The organism is Treponema denticola (assembly GCF_024400535.1).
In the GTDB taxonomy this organism is placed as follows: Bacteria; Spirochaetota; Spirochaetia; order Treponematales; family Treponemataceae; genus Treponema_B; species Treponema_B denticola_C.
Genome location: NZ_CP038800.1, coordinates 1355791 through 1382098, shown reverse-complemented (window position 1 = coordinate 1382098; position 26308 = coordinate 1355791). Strand labels below are relative to the sequence as shown.

Genomic DNA, 26308 nt, shown 5'->3' with positions numbered 1-26308 from the left:
TAACGCCCGTCTAAAACTCAAGCTGTTTTATCCTCGGAATCATTTCAAGATTTGGTTTGCGGTTGCTTATTTCGATTACCGTTAAATCATCGAGAACGGCGATGTCTTTGCGAATTTCGCCTGCGAGACCGGAATCGACGGCAGTAAAGCAATCGTCTAAAACTACAAGTTTAGTCTTACATAAAAGAGCCCTTGCAATTCCGATGCGTTGGGTTTGTCCGCCGGAAACGCCTCCCGTTAAATTACCGACTTTTGTTTCCAAGCCGTTGGGCATAGTTTCCAGATCTTTGTCTAAGCGGGTAATTCTTAAAACTTTTTGGATTTCCGCTTCGGTAATCTTTCCTTCCTTTTCAGAGCTGACACCGAGTAAAAGATTTTCACGCAAGCTTGCGTTAAAAATTTGCGGGGTCGGCGGAACATAAACGGCAAGGGGCGAAACAAAAATCGCTTCGGGATTTTCTATTATTTTTCCATTTAAGATTATTTCACCGCCGGTTTTTTTAGTAATTCCCAGCATGGACTTTATCATAGAACTTTTTCCCGAAGCAACGGCACCTGTAATAAAATAATACTCCCCGCCGTAAATATCGAACGATTTTTCTATTTTAAAATTGCTCTCGGGATACTCCACACAAAGATTTTTGACAACAATGGACTCGATATTATATTCTTGCGGAATTTTCATATCAAGCTGTGCATCCTCGTTTTTAGCTTTTGTATAAATATCTTGAACACGCTCCAGAGAAATTTTTGTTTGTTTTACGCTGACAAAAAAATCCGAAACAGAAGATGCAAAGTTAGATAGTGAAACAGATAAGCTGATAAAAAAAGCAAGATCTCCCACAGAAAAATTAATAGTCTCGATGTTTAAAGCAATAAAAATCAACATTGCCGAAGTAATCAGCTGATGCCCCAATCTAAAAAGTGATTTAATTAAAGAGCTGCCGATATTTTCCTGAAGAGCGGCTTTTGCAGCTTTTTGATTTATATTAAAATAAGCATCTATAAAGTTTTGATTTTTATAATCGGTTTTTATTTCTTGGGTGGATTGTAATGCGGCCGTTAAAAAACCTGAAGTCGCCGCAACCGCTTTGAGACTGTTTTCACGCCAGCGTTCTACCTTTGGAAGCAGCAAAGTAATAATCCCAATATTAAAAGCAATTAAAAAGAGAGCAATAAATGTAAAAGTTACATTAACGGAAAACATTAACACAACTGTTACTATAGCAACGACTAGCGATGTAGAAAAATGCGGAAAAGATCCTGTGAGTAAAAAAGAAAGTTGATCTATATCTTCACGGAATTTATAAGCGGTTTCCCCGATTGCTTCAGAAGTATCAAACTCTTTCGGTTGTAATATAATTGCCCGAAGCATTTTACTTACAAAAGGTTTTTTTATTTTTGTTCTAAAAAGCCATCCCATATTCATAGTTATATATGCAAAAGCTGTAAACAAAAATCCGGTCGCCATCAAAATAATAATAAACCAAACACCCAATGGCAAATCAATTTTATTTTCAAAAAGAGAAAACATTTGCTTTTCGATAAATGCAGGAAACAATCCGGCAGTAAACTGAAGCAAAAAAGCCGAGACCATTGCCGCCAAGAAAAAAAACGGATGCCGTTTTATAACTTTTAAGTTGACTGATAATAAGGATTCTGGTTTAATTTGTTTCATTTGCTCCTCCTTCGGAGAGGTTAGCTTTTTCTCCTTGAGATAATTTTCCATTCTCAAATAAAAATTTTACATTTGTTTTTTCTAAAGTTTCAGTTCTGTGGGCAATTATAATTGCCGTTTTGTTTTCTATAAGCTCATTAAATGCAAGCTGAATTTTTTCCTGCTCAGTGTTATCAAGTTTTGCAGTGGACTCGTCCAAAATAATAATTTTACTTTGTTTTAAGAATAACCTCGCACAAGCTAAAAGCTGAGTTTCTCCACCGGAAAAATTTGCCGCTCCGTCTTCACAAATATAATCTAAGCCTCCCGGTAGAGCCATAATTTTTTCATACATTCCGCTTTTCTTTAAAGCTTCTTTTATTTGCTCATCAGAAATGCTTTCGTCAAACATGCGGATATTATCCCGAATGCTTGCATAAAAAAGAACAATACTCTGACTAACATATCCGATATTTTCAGCAAGCGATTTTTGACTGAACTCATTTAATGGAACACCGTTTAATAAAATTTCCCCGGACTGAGGTTCGTAAAGCTTTAATAAAAGCTTTACAAGAGTCGATTTTCCGCTTCCCGTTCTTCCCTGTAAAGCACAATGATCTCCGGCATTTATTTTAAAACTTAAATTATCTAAAATCAAATCCCGCTCATCATAAGCAAAGGAAACATTTTTAAACTCGACACTGTATGTTTTATCATCGAGAGTTTTATTCCCAAAAGAAATATGGGGCTTTTCAATGTATAATTTAAAGACTCTATTTATCCTTGCACCAAGTCCTTGAAATGTAGTTGCATTTTGAGCGAGCATTTCAAGCGGCCATTCTAAAAGCACAAAATAATTATATAACATAAAAGTTTTACCGAGGCTTAGCTTCGCATCTTTTAGTAAATAAAACAAGATCACAACCAAACATGATTTTTCAATAAATGTTATAGCTTGGCTTAACATCATCGTAAAAGTAAAAAGTCTATAAAATTTTTTTTCATTTTTAAAAGATGTATCATGTAAGCTGTCTGACTTTTCAAGGATTTTACCTTTTGCGTTTAAGCTGTGAAGCTCTTCTCGTCCTGTAATACTTTCCGTAACAAGGGCATTAACCTCTGCCATGTTTTTTCGCACAGTCTCAAGAGAACTAGTATCTTTTTTAGATTGACGCAACATCATAATAATACTGATAACGGAACAAAGAACAAAAATACATCCTAATAGAACGGAATTAAAAAAAACAATTATTAAAATGCCCGATAGAATAATAATATTCGAAATTATATCAAGCACAAAAGTAGAAATATTATTTGAAAGAATTAATATATCTCCTTCAACACATTCTACCAATTCACCGATAGGATTATTATGATAAAACCCCATATCCAATTGCAAAAGATTTTTTAGCATATCGGAACGCAGTGCTTTAGTTAAACTCCAAGAAAGCTTTTGCATAAAAAAATTGCGGAAAGCATTTAATACCTCTACAAAAAAAACAAATGCCAAGTAAAAAAGAGCAATTACTAAAATGCTTTTTGTCCCAAGTCCGCCTGAAACTCCGTCTATAAACTTTTGAAAAAGCTGAGGTATGTACAAAGTAAGCCCAATATGAGAAAAAAAGAATAAACATAAACTCGCAAAAAGTATTTTATGCCTAAATAAAAAAATTTTAAAGTACGAAATAAACGATTTATGTGGTGTCATGATCATACAATACCTTTATAGCTGCCTTAAGTTTATTCCGATAACTACTCCTATAGAAATCATTGCCATCCAAAGAGAAGACCCTCCATAGGATAAAAATAATAACGGGATACCGGTAATAGGCATAATTCCCATAACCATTCCTACATTTACAAAAAAATGGAAGAAAAACATAGATAAAATACCGGAAACAATCAACTTACCAAAAAGATCATCACATCGCTTTATTGAAATAAAGAGTCTAAAAAACACTATACTGTAAAGAAAAAATACAAAAAGACCGCCTAAAAAGCCCCACTCTTCCGATAGAATACTAAATATGAAGTCCGTACTTTGCTCCGGCAGGTAACGGTAATGACTTTGTGTACCCATAAGATAACCTCTTCCGGTTAAGCCCCCTGAGCCTATCGCTGTAATAGACTGAATAATATTCCATCCGTGTTTTAGAGGATCAACTTCCGGATCCAAAAAAATAATTAAGCGCATCATCTGGTATTCTTTTAAAGCCCTCACTCCAACAATAGAGCCTGCAAAAGATAAAGTAATTATTGAAAGGACATAGGCAATCCAATAATAATATCGTTTTTTTAGTAAAACATTTCCTATCATTGCAATGACCGTCGATATCCCCATTGCAAATAGTATGATAATTGAAATTTGAGAACGCTTTAGAAGATTTGTCATAACATGACTTGTTTTTAAAATTACCTCCTCCCAAAGAGGCATAAGAGTAAAAACAATCGTCAAAACCCCAAGAAAAAATACATATAAAATAAAACGCAAGGGAATACCCGAAATAAAACACATTATCAAAAAAATCGGAATATATACACTTGCAGTTCCAAGATCAGGCTGTTTTAAAATCAGAGCAACCGGAACAAGCATTATTATAATAGCTTTTATAAACCGCTTAATAGGGGCTTCATTTTGGGATTTATCCAAATAGTAGGCTAAAAAAAGAATAAAAATCAGCTTTATAAATTCGGAGGGCTGAATACCTAAATTTTTAAAACCTATCCAGCTTCTTGCATTATGCCGAACAGCTCCAAAGATGCTAGTATAAAGAAGTAATAATAAGCCTAATAAATAAATTAAAAATGTTCTATCTTTGATACGCCTATAGTCATAAATACAAGAAAGCAAAAGCAAAAGAACTCCGGTGGATACCCATAAAATTTGTTTTATATATTCCTTAGAAACAAGGTTACCGCTTGAGTTGATACCGGAAGAATAAATAAAAAGGATACCGATAAATGACAAAGAAACAACAGCCAAAAAGAGTAAATAATCAAAGTTGGTAATTTTACGTATGTTCATTCACTCCTCCGTATAACTGCCGGAAGATGTCTAAAGCCCAAATAATCAATAGTTTCATCATATGTTTGATTTGCAAGAGTTCCGTGTAAAATTATATTAGCGGCATAAGGAGCCCACCACTCCCACTCATTTACAGCTTCAACAATAACGCAGACAACTACCATATCTTCAGGAGGGGCATCATAAGGTCCATAAGCGACCATCCAAGAATGCCATCTATCCTGTAGACCGACCTCAGCGGTTCCTGTCTTACCGGCAAACCGGAACATAGGATTTTTCATAGGTATCCTAGCCTCCCCTTGTATTGTAACAAGATTCATAGCCTGCCTTACCTGCTCAAAAATTTCCCGGCCTATATTTTCTTTATGTAAAATTTCCGGTTCTATTTTCTTTATGACCTCTCCGCTTGCAGGATCTCTTATTTCCTTTAAAAGATGAGGTTTATAAATCACCCCATTGTTTATAACCATACAAGCCATATTAGCAACCTGCATCGGAGAAGCCAGGGTAAAGCCCTGTCCTATAGACATATTCATAGTATCTCCATTAAGCCATTTTTCATGGAAGCGGCGTTCTTTCCATTTGGGGGATGGGACAAACCCTTCAGATTGGCTAGGTAAGTCCACTTCCGCCGATTGCCCCAGACCGAAACGCTTTGCATAATCTACAATTTTCTCAACCCCTAAATAATCACGGCAAACCGTCCAATAGTAAACATCACATGACTTTGCCAAAGCCTCGTTTAGCGCAAGCTTTCCATGACCGGGTTTTCGTATATGACAGCGGAATACGCGGTTTCCATATTCTATTTCTCCCAAGCAAGAAACAGTGGCCTCCGGAGAAAAGGCTTTTTCATTTAATATTGCGGTATTCATAATAACCTTAAATGTAGAAGCAGGAGGATAAGCTGCATCTATGGCTCTATTTAAAAGAGGCTTATTCGGATTATCAAAAAGTTCTTTTGTTAAAGAGCTTGTATTTTCTTTACCGAAAATATTTTGATCAAAGAAAGGATAGGATACCATCGCTAAGATCTCGCCGGTTGCAGGTTTTAAGGCTATAGCAGCTCCTATCCGTGGACCCAAAGCATCTTCTGCAAGCTTTTGAATTCTCTTATCAATCGTAAGTATAAGATTATTTCCCATTTTAGGCGGTGTTACGGCAGTAGTATTTTCAATATACCTGCCTTTAGCATCTACCGTGCGGTACTCAACCCCATCAGTTCCCCGTAAGATTTCGTCATATTGTTTTTCAATTCCCGCTTTTCCGATTATGCTGTTTGAGGTATAGCCTTTGTTATAAAAACGAGTCAATTCATCGGCAGTGATATCACCTACATATCCTATTATGTGAGAAAAAGAGCGGGTATCTACATAATTTCTGACAGGTTTAGAATGCCATGAAACACCGGGAAGATCATCAATACTTTCTGCAACCTGTACTATTGTCGTATAATCGACATTGGACTTTACTTCTATGGAGCGAAAGTCTTTTCTTATGCTTGCCGGTAATTTTTTTTCTATCTGAGAGACGGGAATTTTTAATATAGAACTTAGGCGGTTTATTACAGTATCAAAGTCTTGACGGGGAACCTCGCCCGGAACAATATCAACAGCAAATGAATCTATGTTTAAAACCATAGGCGTATTTGCTTCTCTATCAAAAATTTCTCCGCGCTGAGCCGGAATCAAAGTTGTGCGTTTTGATATATTTTGAGACTTTTGCTTAAATTGATCTCCATAGATAATCTGCATTGAAAAAAGTTTATAAGTGTACGCTATTAAAATAAAAAATACAAAAATTGAAAATAATCTAAGCCGATAATTTAATGAATCTTCGTTGTTTTTCATACATTACCATATTCCTTTAATTTAAAAGCTTGAGGAAATAAATTGAAAAATAAAAAGACCAGAGGAGAAAAAATAATATTTATAGTAATTTCTAAAACAAAATCAATAGACAAAATATTATAGGTATGTATGTTTTGTCCAAAAAAAAGCTTTAAAACAAAAAGAAGTAAGGCTTTAAATAAAAAGCTAAGCCCGCCTAAAACACAAGGAAAAATTATTTTATTTAAATTATATAAACCGTAAAATCTTCCTACAAAATATCCTGCCAATGTAAAGATAAAAGAATTAAGACCTATAGGCGCTGCCGATAAAAAATCCGACAAAAAACCGGCAATAAAACCGCAGACTAAACCTGTAAGGGATCCGTTTGAAATAGCTATATAAATAACTGTAAGCAAAGCCAAATCGGGTAAAACCATAAAAAAAGATATATGAGAAAATATAGCTGTCTGGAGCAAGCTTATAAAAAAGACACTTAAAGAAGTCCAAAAAATAACTTTTTTCAATTTAAAACTCCTTCTCTATTTTTGAAGTATCCAACACAAAAACATATTCCAAACAGGAAAAGTCAATTATAGGCTTTATGTATAGTTCAAGAGAAGACTCATAATCATGTGTTTTAATTTTTGAAATAAAGCCTATCGGAATATTTTTCGGAAAAATTGAAGAATCATCAAACCCCGAAGTAATAATCTTATCACCGACCTTTATATCGTCTCCGGCTCTTTTCTTTATATACTTCATAATTAAAGGAGAATCATCGTTACCTTGTCCGCTTACAACTCCGCGGTGTTTTACCAAATCAACCTTTGCTGCAACATGACACTGATAGTCATATATCGGTATAATCATCGAGGAACCTCTGCCGACTTGTACAATCTTTCCTACAAGGGCCATATTTCCATCTTGAAAAGCTATAACAGGCATGTCTTTTTTTATGCCATGTTTTGCTCCCCGATTGATAATCATTCCGGAATAAAGAGCGTTTGGATCATAACCTATTATTTCTGCAGGAATATTTGAAATTTGAACAGTATCGGTAAACTTAAGAAGAGTACGAAGTTCTTCATTTTCTCTTTTTATATCTGCATTGGAGCGCTCCAAAAGTTCGTATTTTTCAAGCTGTTTTGAAAGTTCATTATACTTGGATTTTAAATCCCACAACTCCCGAACAGCTGCAACGCTTTCTCCCACAAAAGAGGAAACATTATAAACAGCCTTTTCGGTTCCGGCACTGACTGAAAAAGCCACACGCTTAAAATCCAAAATAAAGGATCCTCCTGAAAAAGCCATAAAAACCGATGATATCAGAAGAAATATAATTAAAAGAAAAACCTCAAGATTCAATTTAAGAGAAAGTTTTTTCTTCATGCCGGCATCTTAATCATTTAAACTGTCATAAAGGCTGCGGTCAACAGTCATATCTCTAAAAACTTCGTAATATCTTCCGGCTCCTATAGCAACACAATCCATAGGGTTTTCTGCCAATATTACGGGAACGCGGGCTTCTTTAGCTATAAGCTTAGGTAAGCCTTTTAATAAAGAGCCTCCGCCGGTCATCACAATACCTCTTTCAACAATATCAGCTGTAAGCTCAGGAGGTGTCTGCGCCAAAGTTTTTTTAATTTCTTCAACTATTTGAGTAACAGGTTCTTTTAAGGCTTCTCTAACCTCAACCGAATCTATTTCCAAACGTCTGGGAAGACCTGTTATAGCATCGGTGCCTTTAATTTCGACCTTTTCAATTGTCTTTTCAGGGGATGCATTTCCAATACTTATCTTTACCCTTTCTGCCGTTTGTTCTCCTATTATCAGGTTATCGACCGAGCGGACATGCTTAATAATGGCTTGATCAAATTCATCGCCGCCTACACGGATAGCATTTGTTACAACCATACCGCAAAGCGAGATAACCGAAACTTCGGTTGTCCCTCCTCCGATATCGCATATCATATTACCGGCCGGCTCATGAATAGGAATATTAGCTCCTATCGCCGCAACCAATGATTCCTCCAAAACCTTAACATCTCCGGCTCCGGCCTTCATAGCACTTTCATAAACGGCCTTGCTTTCAACATCCGTAATACAGCTTGGAATACCTATAACCATTCTGGGTTTTATCAAACGATGTTTAGGTAAAATCTTAGAAACAAAATAGCGTATCATTTTTTCGGTAGTATCCATATCGGCAATAACACCGTCCTTTAAAGGGCGTATAGCCACAATATTTCCCGGTGTTTTCCAAAGCATCCGTTTAGCTTCCGAACCGACAGCAACAACTCTTTTTGTGCCTCGTTCAACAGCAACGACAGAGGGCTCGTTTACAACTATCCCTTTTCCGTTAGCATAAATAATGGTATTACAAGTTCCCAAATCTATACCTATATCAGTTGAAAATCTTTTAAAAAAGCCCATATTATCCCCCAAAAATTTTATAAATTTAGTTTAACCCGTGTCTTTGGATGCAGAGGATCAAGTTTTAATGCCCTCCTCCATTCGGCACGCGCCTTTATCATATCACCCTGAAGTTCATATATCACACCTAAACCGTAATGAGCATCCGCAGATGTGCTATCTTTTTCTAGGATTATATTAAATTCTTTTGCAGCTTCTTCTATTTTATTCTCTTCAAGAAATAAACTACCTAATAGATATCGGCATTTTAATTCTAAAAGTGTATCCTTCGTTTTATCTATGGTTTCAAATAAATACAGCTTTGCATTTTGTTTATCCGAAATTTTAATATAATTTTCGGCAAGAGCAAAAAAAAGTAAATCGGAAGGTTTATCGGCAAGAGCCTCAGTAAAAGCCTCAACAGCCCTCTCAGGATCTCCTAAAATTGAAGCCGACATGCCTCGGAATTCGGATAGGTCCTTAAACTCTTCTCCCGAATCATGTGCGATATCCAGATATTTTAATGCAAGATCTGCATAATAATAACCCTTTTGATAATAAGCCTTACCGAGTACATATGCAATCTTAGGTTGATAAGCCTTTGAAACTCTATACATGGCCTGCCTAAGATTTAAAATTGAGTCATTCAAATAGGAATAACTTATAGAAAAATCTGTCTGTTCCGCAAAAATATAATAAGCCGCAAAGCCTCTTAAAGCTAGAGCCTCTCCGTCATAGACCCGTTTCTTTAAAATACTTTCCGTCTTTTGATATACATTTTCATAATTTTGTGCGTTCCAATCGGCGTAGACTTCTTTCATTGAAGGGATATCTTTATAATTTTTTCTATAAACATATAAAGCATAGGCAGCGGCAAATAAAACCAAAAGAAAAAGTATAAAAATTAAGAATTTCTTTGAGCCTCTTTTTTTATTTGAGAAATTTCTATGTTGTTCTTCCTTTAAAAATTTCATTTTCCGCTACCAAAAATATAAAAAGGGATTAATAAGCCGGATTCTGTTTCTGTAAAACAGACGGAACCATCTTTCTTAAACCAGCTTTACAGCAAGTTTTTATCGCGGTTAACCCGTAAATTAAGAATCGGAGATTCTTTACTGCTTAACCTTGCTCCCGATGAGGTTTACATTGCCGTTTCCGTTACCGAAAACGCGGTGGGCTCTTACCCCGCCCTTTCACCCTTACCGCAAAATGCGGCGGTTTACTTTCTGTTGCACTGTCTGTAAACGGAAACTTTAATTTCCGTTCCCCGGCCGTTAGCCGGCATCGTTTCCGAAGGAGTCCGGACTTTCCTCTGCAAATGCAGCGGTTCCCTTAATCCCTAATTTTCTAATCATCATCTCCGTTTTCTTCAAGACTTGAAAAAAAATCGTCATTTGACAAATCATCCAAATCGGCCAAGCCTCCCATATCAGAGTCATTAAAAAAGGCTTCTTGTTCAGTCGTCAACTCAGATTCCTCATAGAACAAAATACGGCTGCAATAAGGACAAAATTTTATATCCAGACCTGACCTAACCTCATTCACAAACTGAGCAGGCAAAATCATATGACAGCCCATGCAGACATTTCCCTGAATAGAAACTATACCTACGCCCTGTTTGTTTTTGATGATCCTGTCAAACTTAAACATAGTTTCATCGCTCAAACCCGGAGAAAGTTTTTTTTCTTCTTCTTTCAGTTCTTCTACCTTATTTTGTTTTTCAGCTACTTCCGAGTCAAGCATGCTTTTATTTTCTTTTAATTCCTTTTCGGTCTGTTCAATCAGTTCTTCTTCCTGTTTAATGGTTGTATCTAAAATTTTAAACTGGCCTTCAAGTCTTTGCAATTCTTTTCTTATCGTTTCAGTCTTGTTGGTGGATTCATCGATTTCCTTTTGTAAAATTTCATATTCACGCTGGGTTTCGATATTATCCATAGCCTTTTCGGCCTTTTCCCTCTTTTGTTCAGCTTCAAAAAGATCTGCTTTTAATACGGCAATACATTTACGCAGCTCTTCATATTCGCTGTTCTTATCAATATAGCCGGACTTTAATTTTTCCAAAAGTTCTTCTTGATTTGTAAGAGCTTTTGGAGCATCCAATATTTCGGTTTCAAGTTCGTTCTTTCGAGCAAGAATATCCTGCAAAGCTCTCAGTTTTTCCAGTACATCATTATCCATAAACTACACCCCTTTGATTATCAACAAATCAATTATCAAGATAATCTTTTAATTTTCTGCTGCGCTTGGGATGGCGTAGACGCCTTAATCCCTTGGCTTCTATCTGCCTTATTCTTTCGCGTGTTACATCAAAATACAGCCCCACTTCTTCAAGAGTAAGAGGATAACCGCCTTCTATACCGAAACGCATTTTTAAAACTTCCTGTTCGCGATCGGGTAAGCTTGAAAGGACCATTTCAAGCTGCTCTTGTAATAAAGTAAGTTCGGTACGGTTTGAAGGGTTTTCTACACCCTTGTCTTCTATTAAATCTCCTAATAGAGTATCTTCTTCTTCGCCTATCGGAGTTTCAAGAGAAATAGGCTCGCGGGCAACATTTTTAACCTGCTTAACCTTTTCGATAGACCAGCCAAGCTGTGATGCTATTTCATCATCATTAGGTTCCCTGCCGAGCTTTTGCATCAACTGACGCGACTCCCTGTTTACCTTATTTATTTGCTCAATCATATGAACCGGAACACGAATTGTGCGGGCCTGATCCGAAATAGAACGGGTAATAGCCTGACGTATCCACCAAGTAGCATATGTAGAAAATTTATAACCTTTACGATACTCAAATTTTTCGACAGCTTTGATAAGGCCTATATTTCCTTCCTGCACCAGATCAAAAAACTGCAAACCTCTATTGATATATTTTTTAGCAATAGAAACTACAAGCCGTAAGTTTGCATTTATAAGCTTATCTTTTGCATTTTTAAGCATTACTTGACCGTTTCTGATTTCAGCTGTAAGATCGATAACCTCATCAACCTTTGCTTCAAAGTCATATTCTACCTTACGTATTTTTCGGGTTAAAATTTGAATTTGTGTATAAATATCTTTAAGTTCATTAGCTGAAATATTAAGTTCAGCTTCAAGCTTTTCCCTTTCTCTGGGAATTGCAAGACGTTTCCCCAGTTTTCTTAAATCGGCATAAGTTTTAATACCCAGCTGTTTTTCTTTACGCTCTTTTTTATTTTCATAATCCCGAACTTTCTCGGTAGCTACAAGGAAACGGTCGGAAATCTTTTCAATTTCCTCCGATTCTATGTGAATCCGTTTAAGGCTGTTAAAAATTTTTTTACGCAAAGCTTGAAGTTCAGGATTTTCTAAAAAGCTTTCTAATGTTTCACGGTCGTAGCAATGTTTTTTAAGAGCAACATATTGCTTTATTTCGGAATATATATTTCTTAAACCATCTCCATAAACCTGTTTGAGCCTTTTTTTTTCTGCCATCTCTTCACTAAGCTCTTTGCGGGGCTTGTTCGATTCAGCCGGATCCAACTTTGAAAAGGCCTTTTGTCCGATGACAAAAAATTCAGGAATTAAAATTCCGGAATTTTTAATAACTTTTTTTATTATAGCCTCTCCATCCTCCATACTTTTTGATAAAGAAACCTCTTCATCGGCAGTCAAGAGTTCTTCTTTACCTATCTCTTGTAAATAAAGTTTTATAGGATCATCAACACCTGCTTCATGTGCCGTTCTTACCAATTTTTTTGAAACTTCATTATCGGCTTTTTCTTTTTCTCCATAAGAAGTCCCAATATCTTCAGAGTAGTCCGCTTTTAAATCTATATCCTCATCATCTTTATAATCATCATCTAATAATTGGTCATCATCATCTTCATCGGTTGAAAATTCGGATTCTGTCTCTGAATTATTTTCAGAAACTCCCTCATTTTTTATTTGAATGCCTGCAGTTTCTAAAATATCCAGAATATCCGGTATAGTTTCCGGAGACATTAAGTCTTCGGGCAATAGATCGTCAAGATCACTCAATCCTATTGTGCGTTTTCTTTTGGCATATTCTAAAAGTTTAATAACCGCAGGATTTTTTTCGAGATCAGTCATACACCTTTCCCTTCAAGTTCTTTAATTGAATATCTATACTCCGCTTCTCTTCCATTAATTGATTTGTCAAGTTTATAGTATCGATACCCTTTTCTCCATGTAATAATCTAAGTCTGCCTATAATTTTGTCTCTTTGTTTTTGCAGAATGTTTTGTTTTATAAAATTTATGCCGTCATCAACTATTTTTTCAGACTTATCGGCGAATTCGCCTTTAGAAATTGTTTGCGAAATAATTTCTTTTAGCTTTTCATCACCGCATCTGTGCATCAGATTTGCATAAGTATAGGCACCTTCTCTATAACATTCTTCTAAAACAATAAACAAATACTTGGCATAAAAATCCTCAAAGTCATCGGAGCTCAATTCGGAACGCAAACGAGAAAACAGATCGATATTTGCCGCCACTGCAAGTACCAATCGTAACTCGGCATTCATTCTTATATTTATCGGCTTTTGTTTTACTTCGTCAACGATATGCCTTAGAGCTTTTTTTTCGCGGTTAATATAATCGCCGAAAATTGCTTGTTGACTGACACCAAAGGCCGATGAAAGCTTAGAAATCGCAGACTCTCTTTGAATATCGGATTCTAAAACCTCGATATACGGAAACAAAAAGGCTATAGCCCTTGCCTTACCTTCCGGACTGCTTATATCAAATCTCATGGACGCAATTTGTATAAGATAATCGTCATCGAATATAGCACATTCCAAAAGAAATTTCAAGCCGTCTTTTCCTTTTTTTTGCAAAATTTCGGATGGATCCTTACCGTCTTTTATATATAAAATCCGCACATTAAGTCCTAAGCCTCGGCAAAGTTTAATTGCTTTGTAGGAAGCCTCCTGTCCTGCTTGATCGGAATCAAAGGCAAGGTAAAATGTATCGGCAAAGGACTTTAAGAGTTTTACCTGTTCTTCGGTAAGGGCCGTCCCTAAAGGGGCTACGGCATTTTCGATTCCTGCCTGAAAAAAGGCTAAAACATCCATGTAGCCCTCACATAAGATTACCGATTTTGATTTTCGAATTTCGGGTAAGGCATGATGAAATGCAAAAGCCGTTTCTCCCTTCTTATATTGAGGCATATCGGAAGAGTTTAAATATTTAGGTCCCTCCCCTTCTAAAATGCGGCCGCCGAAGGCTATTGTTTTACCGTGACGGTCGCAAATCGGAAACATCAGCCTATCCGAAAAAAAAGCGATATTTTTATAATTTTTAGAAAAAAGGCCGGTTTTGGCCAGCAGGGCTTCAGAGTAATTTTTTGATAACAAAAATTTATAAAGCCAATACCTATCTTGAGGAGCGTAGCCCAGATTAAATTTTTCGATTATTTCGGGAGAAACATTACGGGAAAGGAGGTAGTCAAGGGCTTTTTTTCCTAGAGGATTTTGAGTTAAAAGAAAATGGAAGCTCCCTGCGACCTTGTCATAAAGCTCTAAAATATCATCTTTAAGTTTTGCATCTTCATCAGGAACATAGGAGCCGCCCTCATAGATAACCTCGATGCCTGCATTTTTTGCAAGCCGCTCTACGGCTTCCATAAAGGAAAGCTTTTCCATTTCCATCAAAAAGTTGATTGTTCCGCCCCCCTTATGGCAGCCGAAACAATAATACATCTTTTTATCGGGAACGACATTAAAAGAAGGAGTTTTTTCGTTATGAAAGGGACAGCAGCCCCACCAATTTGCCCCCCGTTTTTCCAAGCGGGTATAGTTCTCGACAAGGGATACAATATCTGTCATTTCGGTTACTGCATCGACTGTTTTTGAACTTATCTTAGGCATTTAACTCTCCTTAAGTTTTTTTAATTAAGAGATTTTACTATAAAGAGGCTTAAAAATCAAGGACTGATGTTTTATAAATTGTAAGAGGTTAGATTTAAATAAACCGCGGAGAGCGCGGCGAGCGCAAAGAACGGGTAAGAATGGATTATTATTGATAGCAAGTATTACTTTATAATCGAAAATATATAAAATTCCCCCTGCGTTCCCTGCGGCCGCTGCGGTTAAATTTTATAAACCGCGGAGGGCGCGGCGAGCGCAAAGGAGTGGTAAGAATGGATTATCTTATTAACAAGCGGAATTTTCTAATTCAAATATATATTACCTAATAATAAAAAGTTTCCATGTTTAAAAGAAAAAAGGATTATCAAGATAGGTACTCAAAATCATAAAGCTATCCATATAGCCGGCTCTAACTTTTTTTGTATAAATACGCACATGGATAATTTCTTCATTCTCATCGTCCCACTTTTTTCCGTTAAGTTCAATATAATCGTTTATACCGAAAGCGTTTTCTGAGGCATAACTTCCCGGTATTACTTCGGCGATACGGTAGGTATTTTTTTTACCCAAGGATTCAAGCTTAATGCCGAAGACGGGAAGCATGGATCTATCTATACTGTCTTTTTTAAAAACGGAATTTCCCGGATATAAGGGGCGTTCGGCACATAAAACAGGCCAAGTTTTTTCTTCATAAATACCTGCCTCATTTTTTTGATAGCCCTTAATGCTCACAATTGTTTCGGGAGCGATTGAGAGTAAATAGGCCTGTATTTCTTCAACCGAATTTACAGAAAGGCCGTTAATGCCGCTTATTATAGTTCCTTCTTTTATGCCGGAAACCGCAAATGGGCCGTCAGGAAGAACATAATTTACAAGAACACCGTTTGGAACACCGTTCGGAACTCCGTTTAAAATCTTTGAATTATCTTTTTGCTCTTGACCGTGGCAGCCAAGCCAAGAATGCCTGACTTCTCCGCCCTTATATAAATCGGGAAGAATAGATTTTAAAAGCTCTACAGGGATTGCAAAATTAAGGCCTTCGTTTCTTTCAAGGCCTGCAAATACTACGGCTTGTACAAGGCCCTTATCATCCACTATAGGACCGCCCGAATTCCCATGATTGACGGCAGCATCTATTTGCATTATATCCACCATCGAAAAAAGCCTTCGGTACTTTGCCGATACTATACCTGAGGTAAGGGTTTTTTCCAAACCAGCAGGAGAACCTATCGCATAAATACGGCTTCCGACTCCTAAGTCATTTGAAGAGCCCAGATTAAAAATAAATTTGGGAGAGTATTCCGTCTTTACCAAGGCTAAATCAAACAATGGATCCCAGCTCACAACCTTTGCAGGAATCTTTATATTGGGATTATCCGGGGACTTTATATAAAGCCGCGAATAACCCTTATATTTTTTATCGACTTCACTTTGAATAACATGGTAATTTGTAATAAAATATCCTCTCTGGTCTATAAAAAAACCTGAACCGATAATTATATCAGCGTAGGCAAAACCTTTTTCAATACGAGAGCCTCTATCTACCCAAACAGTAAGAGTACCTTTAATCATTTCTTCTATATTTTTAGGAAAAGAGGCTGAACTGCCTGAGATAGGATTTTTTTTATTTTGTAAATTTAAAAGGGGAATATCCGAATTTTTTTTCCAAAGAGTATTCCTCTCTTCAAATATACGCTCTTCAGTCCATTCCGAAGGCCGTTTTCCTATCGCAGTAAGGGATCTAAAATACCGTATAGCTTCATCCCAGTTTTTTTCATTTATGCTGTTAAAAAAAGCAGATTCAGCTTGTTCCAAAGCTTTTGATCTAATATCATCAACCTCTTCAAAATCCTTCGTATTAAGATAAAGAATCTGAGAGCGTACCAAAGCATCGGTTATTTTACCGGACTTCAAAAGTTTTTCGGTATAAGTAGTTTGATACAATATACTGGACCTATCCGAATAATCTACATATAAAGGCTTTTGGGTAGATGAACATGAAATAAAAAATAAAAACAAAAGAGAAAAACTTATATAGACTTTATTCATTAACGATTTCTGCAAAAATAAATCCTCCCGAACGCACAGCATAAACCTCGATATCGTTTACGCTAAACATATGCGAAACAACCGGAAGAGCGCTTTGGTTAAATATTTCTATAATTTTTTGGTTTACTTTTTCAATATTTGTAGGACTTCGGTTAAGCCAAAATATATTTCCACTATTGGAAGATATAATTCCAAGAGTTTCTTTCCCGTCAAATAATTGGACAGGTCTGCCGTTTTTATAGCTGACACGGATTTTTTTATTTAGCTTGGGATGAATCCATTCGGTTTTAGAGTCTCCATTTTTATATTGTGTATATGTAATTTCAAAAGAACCGTCTTCATCACTGTCCCAAACCTTTATAACCGAACCGTCTTTTTCGTAAGACTCGGAGTACTCGTATAATTTATTTTTATTTAGGTCAGTATCTATCTTTTTTAATACACCCTTTGAATCATATCCAACTCTGGTTTCAAAGTATCCGTCCCCATCTTTATCTACAATTTCAAATGCCGGAAAACCGTTTCTATAATTTGTTTGCGAATACGGATTTCCAAAAACTTTAATCTCTGCTTTTATGGGGACTCCTTTTTCAAAAAAAATCTTCTTTACTCCCCCGTCAATATATGAAGTATCTTCTTCAGAAAAGACTGAAGAATAAACTAAAGTTCCTTCATGTAAATTTTTCACTTTTTTATTAAGCTTTAACGAAAAAAAAGCATGTTCTTTTTGATGAGACCCGTATAGTCTTAAATTTAATTCTTTTAAGTCTATTGGAGCCCAGTTTAAATCCTTAGGGCGCATAGTATATTTTATACCGTCTTTTGTAAATGTCTTTATGGAAGGGTAAATATCATAAACCGCCGAGTATTCATTTTTTTTACCGTAAATTATGGACGGAATCCCAAAGTTACATTCTACAGTATATTCCGGGTATCCTGTTTGAAGACTATCGAATTCTGCACACCAAGGCCTTCCATCTTTATAATAAATTTTAGAATCGATAATCATGTCTCCGTTTTCATCATCCACAATCAAACCGTCATAAACGGTTAGAAAATTTTTGATCTCATTCCTAAGCTTTGAATTTACAACTAAGCGTAAAAGTTCAACTAAATGAGATTCATAAATAGCATTGGTAAGCATGAACTCTTTTAAAATCGGATTAAAATAATAAACTTTTATAGCCATGAATTCATTTACGGCTGTCTGCTCATCGATTATCCCATATCTAAGACATAATAAGGTAGAATAAGAACGGTTATATAGGTCATCAATATCATAAGACTCACTAAAAGGCAGATACATACTGCGGTATAATTTTAAGCGTCTAATATTTTCATCGGATCTAGTTTCAAAAGGACTTGCAAGCAAAAGCAATGACGGATCTTCATCCTGCCATGCATATAACCTTGAAATTATATGTTCCGCCAATTTTTTCCCAAAAAAACTGACCCTTTTTCCGCGCTCCCTTAAAAAAAACAATTTAGCAAAGCGGGAATCAAATGCCCATCTATCCATAGCCTCGGATATTAAGCGTTTTGCTTCTGCATCTCTCCCAAGACCGTAAAGAGCATCTGCTTTTATATAATCCCCATCAGACGATTCAAATGGTAAAAGAGAGACAAGCTCTAAGGCTTCCTTGTATTTTAGTGTCATGCAATTTATTTTAGCAGCCAGAAGCCGTCCTGTATTTATATCATATAGGCGCCAAATCATCCCATCTGCACATGCCGCTTCAGCTTTTTCTAAGATATCCTCATTAGGATAGTTCAGTTTTAAACTGCATATAGCCTGCATATATAAAAAATCTGCCGTCTTAGGATCATAAACCTCTCCAAGCTGGGCTTCAAACAAAGCTTCCTTCCATTTTTCTTCGGTAAAAAGCTTAGCGGAATTCTGCAAGCATGATAGGGCAGCAGATAAATTTACCCCCTCAGTTTGATTTGCATAAATACCTATACAAATTAAAATAAAAAAAGCACATAATCTATGCTTGAGTTTAAAATACTTGAATCTACAGGAATATTTCATCTCTTTACTCCTAACTTCCTACAACATACCAATTTTTTTTGCCGAAAACGGCTCCGTATATACCTTTAACTACCCCGCCCTCTTCGATTATCGGCAAAATATTTCTATTTTCATAGTCTATATTCCACTCATTTATAACCTTTTTTACCGATTTTTTTGAGCCTGAAGATGTCTCAATTTCATCTCCAAAGAGGCGTGAACGTACACAAAAAGGAGGCTTAAAAGGACCTATACCGCAAGTTTTATCGCTTTCATGAATCAAATAAAAACCTTGAGCCTCTTTTATGGAAGTAAACGATCCTGCAGGCGTATCAAATTTTCCGGGCATATCTACCCAAACGGAATAGCCGATCTCTTCGGACCTTTTCTCTTGATTTTGTTTAAAAAGGAATAAAACATCATTTTCTTTTTTTGCACAAAAGCCTCCTGAAAAAACTATTGTTTTTTCATTGGAAACATGCATAAGGTCATCAAAAACAGATTGAGGAATTCTTCTTTTTCCTTTCAGCATAATTAAACCTTCTTGAAGAAATTTATACTTTAAAATATCCTCAAGTCTTATAAAAAAAAGAAAATCACAACAGCAAAATAGTCCGTATTTTTCATTTTTTTGCAAAGTCCAAAATCCTATTTTCTTTTTTGCCTTATAAGAATCGGCAAGAAAATTGTTTTGAGCCTTTATTTTATTTAAAGTTTTTTCCAATCCGCTTTGCCAGCCGTCAAAGCAAAGATTTAAAGCGGGGATAAGGTTATGACGAATTTTATTTCTTAAATAGGAAGCTTCCATATTACTTGAATCTTCCCTCCATAAAATTTTCTTTTCTTTTAAGTATTCTTCTATTTCGTATCTACTGATATTAAGGAGAGGTCGTATAAATCTCCCCCGTTTAAAAGAGATCCCCATCAGAGATTCAGGATCAGAGCCTTGAAAAAGCCTCATCAATACCGTTTCATAATAATCATTTTTGTTATGAGCAGTTAAAATATAGCCGGCATTAAACTTATCAGCGGCTTTTTCAAATTCCTTATACCTTAAAAAACGGGCAGTATCTTCAATCCCCGTCTTTCTGATGCGGGCTTCCTCCAATATTTTATTTTTAGGAATCTCAGCCAAAATACATGGACACTTATTTTTACAAAAATCTAAAACAAAGGAGGCATCCCCTGAACTTTCTTTTTCAGGCCGGATATTGTGATTTACAGTCAAAACAAAAATTTCAGCATTTATTTTTTCTCGCAAGTCCAAAAAAGCAGAAAGCATGGCCATGGAATCGGCTCCGCCCGAAACAGCTAACAATATTTTTATGGGCTCATTAAACTTTTTACCGATTAAGGAGGAAAAATTTTGAAATACCTTTGTTAAAAATGATTTTGCCATACGATTATGCATAGATTTTACATAATTTACAAAAATGGTCAACTCATAAAGAAAATCATTTTTAATATAATCAAAAGAGCATAAAAAACCTTCCGATTTAGAAATTAAACCGAACCGGAAGGCTTTTTATATAAATTTAAAAATAAAAATTATTTTTCTTCTTCAGAAGGAGCAGCTTCAGCGGTCTCCTCTGCAACGGGTGCTGAAGTTTCAGCAGCAGCAAACTTAATTGCAGCTACGGTTATATCATCGCTTGTCAAAACCGTAACAGCTTCAGGAAGTTTAATATCACGAACATGCAAGGACTGGTTTACATCGAGAGATGAAACATCTACAACAATTCTAGGCGGCAAATTTTTAGGCAAACATTCCAATTCAAGTTCTGTAATACCTGTTTCCAAAATACCTCCATGGCGAACACCTTCAGGAGACCCTTGCAGCTTGATTTTAACCTTTGTGCGGAGAGGCTTACCTCGTTCTACTTCATAAAAGTCTATATGTTTAATCTTATCTGTAACAATATCATGTTGAAAATCTTTAATAAAAACTTCATAATCTTTTCCGGAAGCGTTTAATGTTACTATAGTACTCTCAGTAACAAGCTTAAACAGCCTCATAAATTCTCCTTCATCAACATCAAGAGAAACGGATTTGCCGTGCCTATCATACATTACAGCTGGAATACGGCCTGCTTTTCTCATTTTTACAGCAGCACTTTTACCGTATGCCGATCTTTCATTTGCATTTAACAGTCTCTGTTCCATAATACCAGAACTCCTCTAATACCAAGTATTTAGTTTGCAACAAGTCCTCTACTAAAAAAGCGGACTCAATACTGGGACGGTAGGATTCGAACCTACGGAATGACGGCACCAAAAGCCGTTGGCTTACCACTTGCCGACGTCCCAAAATATATACAAAATGCAAAACTGCAATTGTATCCAAAGTAAGAAAAACTAACATTCAACAAAAGCTAACGCTTAATTTAATTTTCCTGCAGCTCAGTTTTTTCAGAAAGCGGAGGAGCTTTTTCATAAGCATCCAAAACGGCTTTTGTCATCTTTTCCCGAAACTCAGAAGTTATCGGATGAGCTATATTCTTAAACTCACCATTACTTAACTTTCGGCTCGGCATTCCAATGTACAAACTATCACTGCCCTCAATAACCCTCACATTATGAAGGATAAAGCAATTATCAAATGTAATATTAGCATAAGCCTTTAAACTACTCCCAGGACTAATTCGTTGAATACGGACTTCTGTAATTTCCATAAAGCGTCTCCCTTGCATAATAATATTTGGTAAATATCTCTACCTACCAATATTTTACTACGCTTTTTATCAGAACGCAAGTAACAAGAAGAAAAAACATCTGCTATATTGCTCTAAAAGAAAAGAATAAGCATTTTTTACAGTTTTTTCATCCTTAAAAAGTCCGAAAACTGAGGAACCCGCCCCGCTCATAAGAGCAAAATCGGCCCCGTAAGTCAAAAGGTCTAGTTTTGCCTTTTTTATCTTAGGGTATTCTTTAAAAAGAACATCTTCAAAAGTATTAAAAAAAGGCCATTCACGGCAATCTTTGCCGCAAAAAAGCTCAGGATCAAAAGTAGGATTAAGGATTTCCGAGTCTTTTCGGTCCAAAAGTTTATAAGCCCTTGGAGTTGAACTCTTTATCTCCGGATAAAGCAAAATACCGAAATAACTGCTCGAAGTTATGGATATCGGCTTTATCTTATCTCCCCGGCCTCTTATAATTGCCGATCCGCCATGCAAAAAAAACGGAACATCGCTTCCTATATTCAAAGCGGCAGCCTTTAAATCTTCACTGCCTAAACCAGCAGAAAACATATCATTAAGTCCATGCAAAACGGCAGCAGCATCGGAAGAACCTCCCCCGAGACCGGCTCCTTCAGGTATTCTTTTTAAGACCTTAATGGAAATGCCGTCTTTAATACCGGTAAGATTTTTAAACTCTTTATAAGCTTTTGTAATCGTATTGTCCTCAGGCAAAGCCGTCAAAGGGGACAAAACATTACAAAAATCATTATCCGGAACCCTTTCAAGTAAAAGCTCATCGGCAAGAGAAATCGGAGCAAAAACACTTACAATATCGTGAAATCCGTCGCTTCTCTTTCCTAAAACTTCTAAATGCAGATTAATTTTTGCATGAGCTCTAAGGCTGATCGCACTTTTAATCATGTCTTAAGCATTATATCCAATTATAAAGTTTTGTCAATACAAAATAATAGAAATTTATGTAATTTATAAGAGCATTTTAAGCTGTTTTAGTGTATAATTAAGGCGTACAGGGCTCCAGATCCCAATCCTTATAAAGCAGCTCTAAAAACGGCTGCATAACATATTCGCCGCCTGAAACCGTATAATGATGCCCGTCATCTTTCATAAGCCTTATTTTTTTACCCTCGGCGGTTTTAAGGCTATCGGTATAAGGAACCCCTTCTCCGGGAGCGACACTGCTTAGAGAAAATTTATTAAGGATTAAACTCGAATACTCCGATGCTATTTTTTTATGTAAGTCTTCAAGATAGAGTAATTGGGCATTGTATATTTTATCCCGTACAATAGGCATTCCCAGCCAATACACTTTTTTTGTGTTTGCAAGTAAAACATTCAAATGAGTTTTTATCTTATCCCTATAAGCCGATTCCCAGTCTTCGGTTTCTTTTACAAGGACTTTGCCGTTATCCGCGTAAAAATTTTGATAATCATTCATTCCTAAAAAAATGACGGCGATATCATAGGGTTCGTTTTTACTTTCTTCAAAAACATTCTTTAACTTTTTAGGCCAGTTATAATAATCGCTTCTTATAAAACCTGAAGAATGAACCGAAATTTCTTTTACCCTTATGGAAGAGCTTTGACCTGTAAGCCTTAAAAAGCCAGCTGCTATACTGTGCATCTGAGAATCGCCTACCATTAAGATACGCAAGGGTTTTTCTTGATTATATGTATATATTTTTTTTACAACTTTTTCTTCTTTTTCAGGATCTGCTTCCGGCTGAACTAAGGTCTTGGCCTGCTCAAGTTCTTTTTGTTTTAAAGATAAGGCTTCTTTTTCTGCATTCAGTTTTTCCAGCTCTGCTGTCCGCTCTTGTTCAAGCATCTTTAATCTATCCAAAAGATTGTTTAAATTTTCAAGTTTTTTTTCAAGCTTGTCGACTGCATCTTTTAAAGCCTCGGTATCCTTGTTTACTGCCATTGAAGCAGCCAAACTTTCTCTTGTCTTTTCCAATTCATCCGATATATCTTTTATCGATGCTTCTTTTTTAGAAACGGCTGAGGAAGGAGATGCAATATCTGAATTTATATCCATATTATAAAAAGAATCCCAATCGCTTAAACCTTCTAATTTTGCAATACGCAAAAAAACAGCCCTGGAAGCCGGAATTAAAGCATCTAACTTAGTTTTTTGAGATATATCGGAAATAGGACTAATAAAGGCTTGATATAGTTTTGAAATATACGGATTTTTAATTTTTAATGTAAAACTTTCTAAGGATTTGCCCAAAAGCAGCATAAATAAAAAAACGGATAATAAAAAAAATAGAATACCCTTATTCGGAGAATAAAATCCGGCCCTTTTATTTTTAAGAGGAAATAAGGCTTTTATTTTTTGTATTCCATTTTTTAACTTCATATCTTAAATTACTCCAAATTAAAAGGCAAAATAAATAAACGGCGGAATGCCCGAGGTTGACACCGTATAAAGAAAGACAAAAAAAAGTACGGTAATTATCACCTTAATAATCATCGGAAGATGTGTATAAATTGTAAAAGTTTTTTTTCTTAAGTTCTCGGATGGAATTTGTAAAATAAGGCCTGCAAAAAATACCAAAAGGATAAAGGGCCTTATAATTTGAAAAGGTTTCGAAAAATCTGACAAAGCTCTTAAATATATCCCCAACTCTGAAAGTGAAGATGAAAAAAAGACAAGCCAGCTTATATTGATAAATATAAATACACAAATAACTCTTAAAGCATTTAAAACCTTATTCCCTTCGGCTTCGCTTTTTCCGGCTCCTAGAGATCTATCATCCATTTTAAAAGATTTTGTTTTTTCGTAAAATATTCTTTCTATACACAGCATAAGCCCCTGCATAGCTCCCCAAATAAGAAATGTCCACGAAGCCCCGTGCCAAAGGCCTGCGATGAGCATCGTAAAAAAAAGCGCAAAGAGGGCTCTGGCAAGGCCGAAGCGGGAACCGCCTAAGCCGAAATAAAGATAATCCCTAAGCCAAGAAGAAAAACTTATATGCCATCGTCTCCAAAACTCTGATATTGACCTTGAAATATAGGGACGGTTAAAATTAGCAGGCGTATTAAACCCTAAAAGAATACCTATGCCTATTGCCATGTCGCTGTATCCCGAAAAATCTGCGTAGATAATAATCGTATAACATAGCACTCCAAAAATAAGCTCCCATGTATTATAAAACGAAGGATTTGCAAAAATTTTATCGGTAACGAGTATGGTCAAAAAATTTGAAATTATCATTTTTTTATATAAACCTGAAATCAAGAGCACAATTGCACGGTCAAAGGCTATGGGTTTTGCTCCTTTTTCATTATCACAGTTAAGAGCTCGAGGAAGGTCTTTAAAAAAATACTCGGCCTGAACAATCGGCCCCGAGGACAGCTGGGGAAAAAACGAAACATAAAGCAAAATATCCCAAAAAGATTTTACATGCCTTATCTTACAAAGGTAAATATCGAAGACATAACTCATGCATCGGAAAGTATAATAAGAAATTCCTACAGGCAGCAAAAGAGACCAAGAGCGTATATTCGTTAAAAACGGGGAATTCGTATACATATCAGGAAAAAATTGATTTAGATATAAAAGCAATCCATAAAGATATTTAAAAAATCCGAGATATAAAAGATCCAAGATACAAATAATAATAAGGATAGCCTTACGCGGAGCATAATCTTTTTCCTTATCGAGAAGAAAACCGTAAAAATAATTTATAAGAGTAAAACCAAAAAGCAGAATACAAAAACGCCAATCCCACATCGCATAGAAAAAATACGAAGCGGCTGTCAAAAGGATTTTCCGTTCTTTTTCTTGCCTAAAAATATACCAATACAAAAAAAAGACTAAGAGAAAAAATAGGGAAAACGAAATCGTCGGAAAAAACATTTTTTAACTTTAAAACTTAAATTTCCGATTACGGGAAGGTAACAGGCTTATTTGCCATCTTACGCTGAATCTCTGCTGCCCTGGAAGCCGGCATCAAAGAAAACCAATAAGCAACCGAAGAGTTTTTACCTTCTTCTGAGGCTATTTTTTCTACAGCCCTAAGCACATCAATTATATCCTGATCGTCCATAGCTATAAGATTTGAAACGGCTTTTTCAGGGGGCATACCGTTTATATATTTCGCGATTTGGATTATGTTCGCCTCACGGGCATCCCGCTCTACAACCAAAAGATTAAAGTTCTTTTCTTTTTCTTCTATAGCCAGCCTGCGGTCATCAAGCTCTTCGGCAACCTGTTTATTTTCATTTTCCTGAGTTTGAACATCTTCTTCCCGCTTATCTAATTCCTGAGAACGCAGCTCTAAAGCCATCAAGCGTTTTTCATAGCGGTCGTTTTCCAAATTGGCCATATCATCGGCATCTATGGGAGCAATACCCTCAGGCGTTTTTAAACCGAAAAAGGAGTAAATAGGAGAAAACAAGCTCCTTGAGCTTATCAGGCCTAAGTAATCAAACCATAATAGGCCTCCGAAAACAAGTAAAACAATCAATATCAAAAGAACAATAATACGTCCTATAGTTCCGCTTCTTCTCAAAATTTTAACCCCCATAAAACCTTTTTGCAGGAAACATCAGAGCCTTTCGGCTCTGTTCTGCAAGGAAATTTTTCATCGTATCCGCTAAAGCGGATAGCGAATCAATTTGCGAAAAGAGTTTTTTCAAGTAGTTTTGCTTTATGCAAAACTACATAAAATAATGCGATGTTTTGTGCTTTGCACAAAACTCGAAGATAAACAGTGAGGCACCATTTGTGCCGAACTGTTTATCATCCCCCCTATTTCTATATAATATC

Annotated in this window: 20 protein-coding genes, 1 tRNA gene and 1 other RNA gene; all 22 read right to left on the bottom strand. The window is 36.1% G+C overall.

What is annotated here, in order from left to right; translation table 11 throughout:
* Window positions 1-10: 10 nt before the first annotated feature.
* The gene (locus E4N78_RS06450) at window positions 11-1678 is read right to left on the bottom strand and encodes an ATP-binding cassette domain-containing protein (RefSeq protein WP_255812215.1); all 1668 of its coding nucleotides are present in this window, start codon (window positions 1676-1678) and stop codon (window positions 11-13) included.
* Window positions 1665-3371: an ABC transporter ATP-binding protein gene (locus E4N78_RS06445; RefSeq protein WP_370645013.1), complete on the bottom strand. Its 1707-nt coding sequence runs from the start codon at window positions 3369-3371 to the stop codon at window positions 1665-1667. The genes E4N78_RS06450 and E4N78_RS06445 overlap by 14 nt, the downstream gene beginning before the upstream one ends.
* Before the next feature lie 9 nt (window positions 3372-3380).
* A complete protein-coding gene (gene rodA, locus E4N78_RS06440) occupies window positions 3381-4682 on the bottom strand; it encodes a rod shape-determining protein RodA (RefSeq protein ID WP_255812214.1) in 1302 nt (433 codons plus the stop codon).
* On the bottom strand, window positions 4679-6532 hold the full coding sequence (gene mrdA, locus E4N78_RS06435) for a penicillin-binding protein 2 (protein ID WP_255812213.1): 1854 nt from the start codon (window positions 6530-6532) through the stop codon (window positions 4679-4681). The genes rodA and mrdA overlap by 4 nt, the downstream gene beginning before the upstream one ends.
* Complete coding sequence (mreD, locus tag E4N78_RS06430) at window positions 6529-7038, bottom strand: rod shape-determining protein MreD (RefSeq protein ID WP_255812212.1); 510 nt, start codon at window positions 7036-7038, stop codon at window positions 6529-6531. Before mreD ends, mrdA begins: the two co-directional genes overlap by 4 nt.
* 1 nt (window position 7039) lies before the next feature.
* A complete protein-coding gene (gene mreC / locus E4N78_RS06425; RefSeq protein ID WP_255812211.1) occupies window positions 7040-7903 on the bottom strand; it encodes a rod shape-determining protein MreC in 864 nt (287 codons plus the stop codon).
* A 9-nt stretch (window positions 7904-7912) separates the two neighbouring features.
* On the bottom strand, window positions 7913-8947 hold the full coding sequence (locus E4N78_RS06420; RefSeq protein WP_255812210.1) for a rod shape-determining protein: 1035 nt from the start codon (window positions 8945-8947) through the stop codon (window positions 7913-7915).
* Window positions 8948-8964: 17 nt separating this feature from the next.
* Window positions 8965-9900, bottom strand: a complete 936-nt coding sequence (locus E4N78_RS06415) for a tetratricopeptide repeat protein (protein WP_255812209.1) — start codon at window positions 9898-9900, stop codon at window positions 8965-8967.
* A gap of 17 nt (window positions 9901-9917) precedes the next feature.
* An RNA gene (gene rnpB, locus E4N78_RS06410) (RNase P RNA component class A) lies at window positions 9918-10269 on the bottom strand.
* 4 nt (window positions 10270-10273) lie between these two features.
* Window positions 10274-11104 (bottom strand): zinc ribbon domain-containing protein, encoded by an 831-nt coding sequence (locus tag E4N78_RS06405; RefSeq protein WP_255812208.1) that lies wholly within the window; start codon window positions 11102-11104, stop codon window positions 10274-10276.
* 28 nt (window positions 11105-11132) lie between these two features.
* Window positions 11133-12995 (bottom strand): RNA polymerase sigma factor RpoD, encoded by a 1863-nt coding sequence (rpoD, locus tag E4N78_RS06400; protein WP_255812207.1) that lies wholly within the window; start codon window positions 12993-12995, stop codon window positions 11133-11135.
* On the bottom strand, window positions 12988-14775 hold the full coding sequence (dnaG, locus tag E4N78_RS06395; protein WP_255812206.1) for a DNA primase: 1788 nt from the start codon (window positions 14773-14775) through the stop codon (window positions 12988-12990). Before dnaG ends, rpoD begins: the two co-directional genes overlap by 8 nt.
* A gap of 345 nt (window positions 14776-15120) precedes the next feature.
* A complete protein-coding gene (locus E4N78_RS06390) occupies window positions 15121-16824 on the bottom strand; it encodes a S1C family serine protease (protein ID WP_442267886.1) in 1704 nt (567 codons plus the stop codon).
* On the bottom strand, window positions 16817-18856 hold the full coding sequence (locus E4N78_RS06385) for a tetratricopeptide repeat protein (RefSeq protein WP_255812204.1): 2040 nt from the start codon (window positions 18854-18856) through the stop codon (window positions 16817-16819). The genes E4N78_RS06390 and E4N78_RS06385 overlap by 8 nt, the downstream gene beginning before the upstream one ends.
* Window positions 18857-18866: 10 nt before the next feature.
* Window positions 18867-20234, bottom strand: a complete 1368-nt coding sequence (tilS, locus tag E4N78_RS06380; RefSeq protein WP_255812203.1) for a tRNA lysidine(34) synthetase TilS — start codon at window positions 20232-20234, stop codon at window positions 18867-18869.
* 149 nt (window positions 20235-20383) lie between these two features.
* The gene (locus tag E4N78_RS06375) at window positions 20384-20998 is read right to left on the bottom strand and encodes a 50S ribosomal protein L25 (protein ID WP_255812202.1); all 615 of its coding nucleotides are present in this window, start codon (window positions 20996-20998) and stop codon (window positions 20384-20386) included.
* Window positions 20999-21069: 71 nt separating this feature from the next.
* Window positions 21070-21142, bottom strand: a tRNA-Gln gene (locus E4N78_RS06370).
* Window positions 21143-21219: 77 nt separating this feature from the next.
* On the bottom strand, window positions 21220-21507 hold the full coding sequence (gene spoVG / locus E4N78_RS06365) for a septation regulator SpoVG (protein WP_255812201.1): 288 nt from the start codon (window positions 21505-21507) through the stop codon (window positions 21220-21222).
* A gap of 69 nt (window positions 21508-21576) precedes the next feature.
* Entirely contained in the window at window positions 21577-22434 is an 858-nt protein-coding gene (gene ispE, locus E4N78_RS06360; protein WP_255812200.1) for a 4-(cytidine 5'-diphospho)-2-C-methyl-D-erythritol kinase, read from the bottom strand.
* A 97-nt stretch (window positions 22435-22531) separates the two neighbouring features.
* A complete protein-coding gene (locus tag E4N78_RS06355; RefSeq protein ID WP_442267885.1) occupies window positions 22532-23773 on the bottom strand; it encodes an SGNH/GDSL hydrolase family protein in 1242 nt (413 codons plus the stop codon).
* Between the two features lie 138 nt (window positions 23774-23911).
* Window positions 23912-25396, bottom strand: coding sequence for an MBOAT family O-acyltransferase (locus E4N78_RS06350; protein WP_255812198.1), 1485 nt, complete (start codon window positions 25394-25396; stop codon window positions 23912-23914).
* A 28-nt stretch (window positions 25397-25424) separates the two neighbouring features.
* Entirely contained in the window at window positions 25425-26051 is a 627-nt protein-coding gene (locus E4N78_RS06345; protein ID WP_255812329.1) for a periplasmic-type flagellar collar protein FlbB, read from the bottom strand.
* Window positions 26052-26308: the final 257 nt, after the last annotated feature.

Coding starts and splice junctions, on each gene's coding strand:
- E4N78_RS06355 (WP_442267885.1), bottom strand. CDS start 23,773: ATGCTGCTTTTGGGCAAATCCTTAGAAAGTTTTACATTAAAAATTAAA.
- E4N78_RS06405 (WP_255812208.1), bottom strand. CDS start 11,104: ATGGATAATGATGTACTGGAAAAACTGAGAGCTTTGCAGGATATTCTT.
- tilS (WP_255812203.1), bottom strand. CDS start 20,234: ATGGCAAAATCATTTTTAACAAAGGTATTTCAAAATTTTTCCTCCTTA.
- E4N78_RS06445 (WP_370645013.1), bottom strand. CDS start 3,371: ATGATCATGACACCACATAAATCGTTTATTTCGTACTTTAAAATTTTT.
- E4N78_RS06350 (WP_255812198.1), bottom strand. CDS start 25,396: ATGTTTTTTCCGACGATTTCGTTTTCCCTATTTTTTCTCTTAGTCTTT.
- mreC (WP_255812211.1), bottom strand. CDS start 7,903: ATGAAGAAAAAACTTTCTCTTAAATTGAATCTTGAGGTTTTTCTTTTA.
- E4N78_RS06385 (WP_255812204.1), bottom strand. CDS start 18,856: ATGAAATATTCCTGTAGATTCAAGTATTTTAAACTCAAGCATAGATTA.
- E4N78_RS06375 (WP_255812202.1), bottom strand. CDS start 20,998: ATGGAACAGAGACTGTTAAATGCAAATGAAAGATCGGCATACGGTAAA.
- rpoD (WP_255812207.1), bottom strand. CDS start 12,995: ATGACTGATCTCGAAAAAAATCCTGCGGTTATTAAACTTTTAGAATAT.
- mrdA (WP_255812213.1), bottom strand. CDS start 6,532: ATGAAAAACAACGAAGATTCATTAAATTATCGGCTTAGATTATTTTCA.
- E4N78_RS06415 (WP_255812209.1), bottom strand. CDS start 9,900: ATGAAATTTTTAAAGGAAGAACAACATAGAAATTTCTCAAATAAAAAA.
- rodA (WP_255812214.1), bottom strand. CDS start 4,682: ATGAACATACGTAAAATTACCAACTTTGATTATTTACTCTTTTTGGCT.
- spoVG (WP_255812201.1), bottom strand. CDS start 21,507: ATGGAAATTACAGAAGTCCGTATTCAACGAATTAGTCCTGGGAGTAGT.
- dnaG (WP_255812206.1), bottom strand. CDS start 14,775: ATGCCTAAGATAAGTTCAAAAACAGTCGATGCAGTAACCGAAATGACA.
- E4N78_RS06420 (WP_255812210.1), bottom strand. CDS start 8,947: ATGGGCTTTTTTAAAAGATTTTCAACTGATATAGGTATAGATTTGGGA.
- E4N78_RS06390 (WP_442267886.1), bottom strand. CDS start 16,824: ATGAATAAAGTCTATATAAGTTTTTCTCTTTTGTTTTTATTTTTTATT.
- E4N78_RS06450 (WP_255812215.1), bottom strand. CDS start 1,678: ATGAAACAAATTAAACCAGAATCCTTATTATCAGTCAACTTAAAAGTT.
- ispE (WP_255812200.1), bottom strand. CDS start 22,434: ATGATTAAAAGTGCGATCAGCCTTAGAGCTCATGCAAAAATTAATCTG.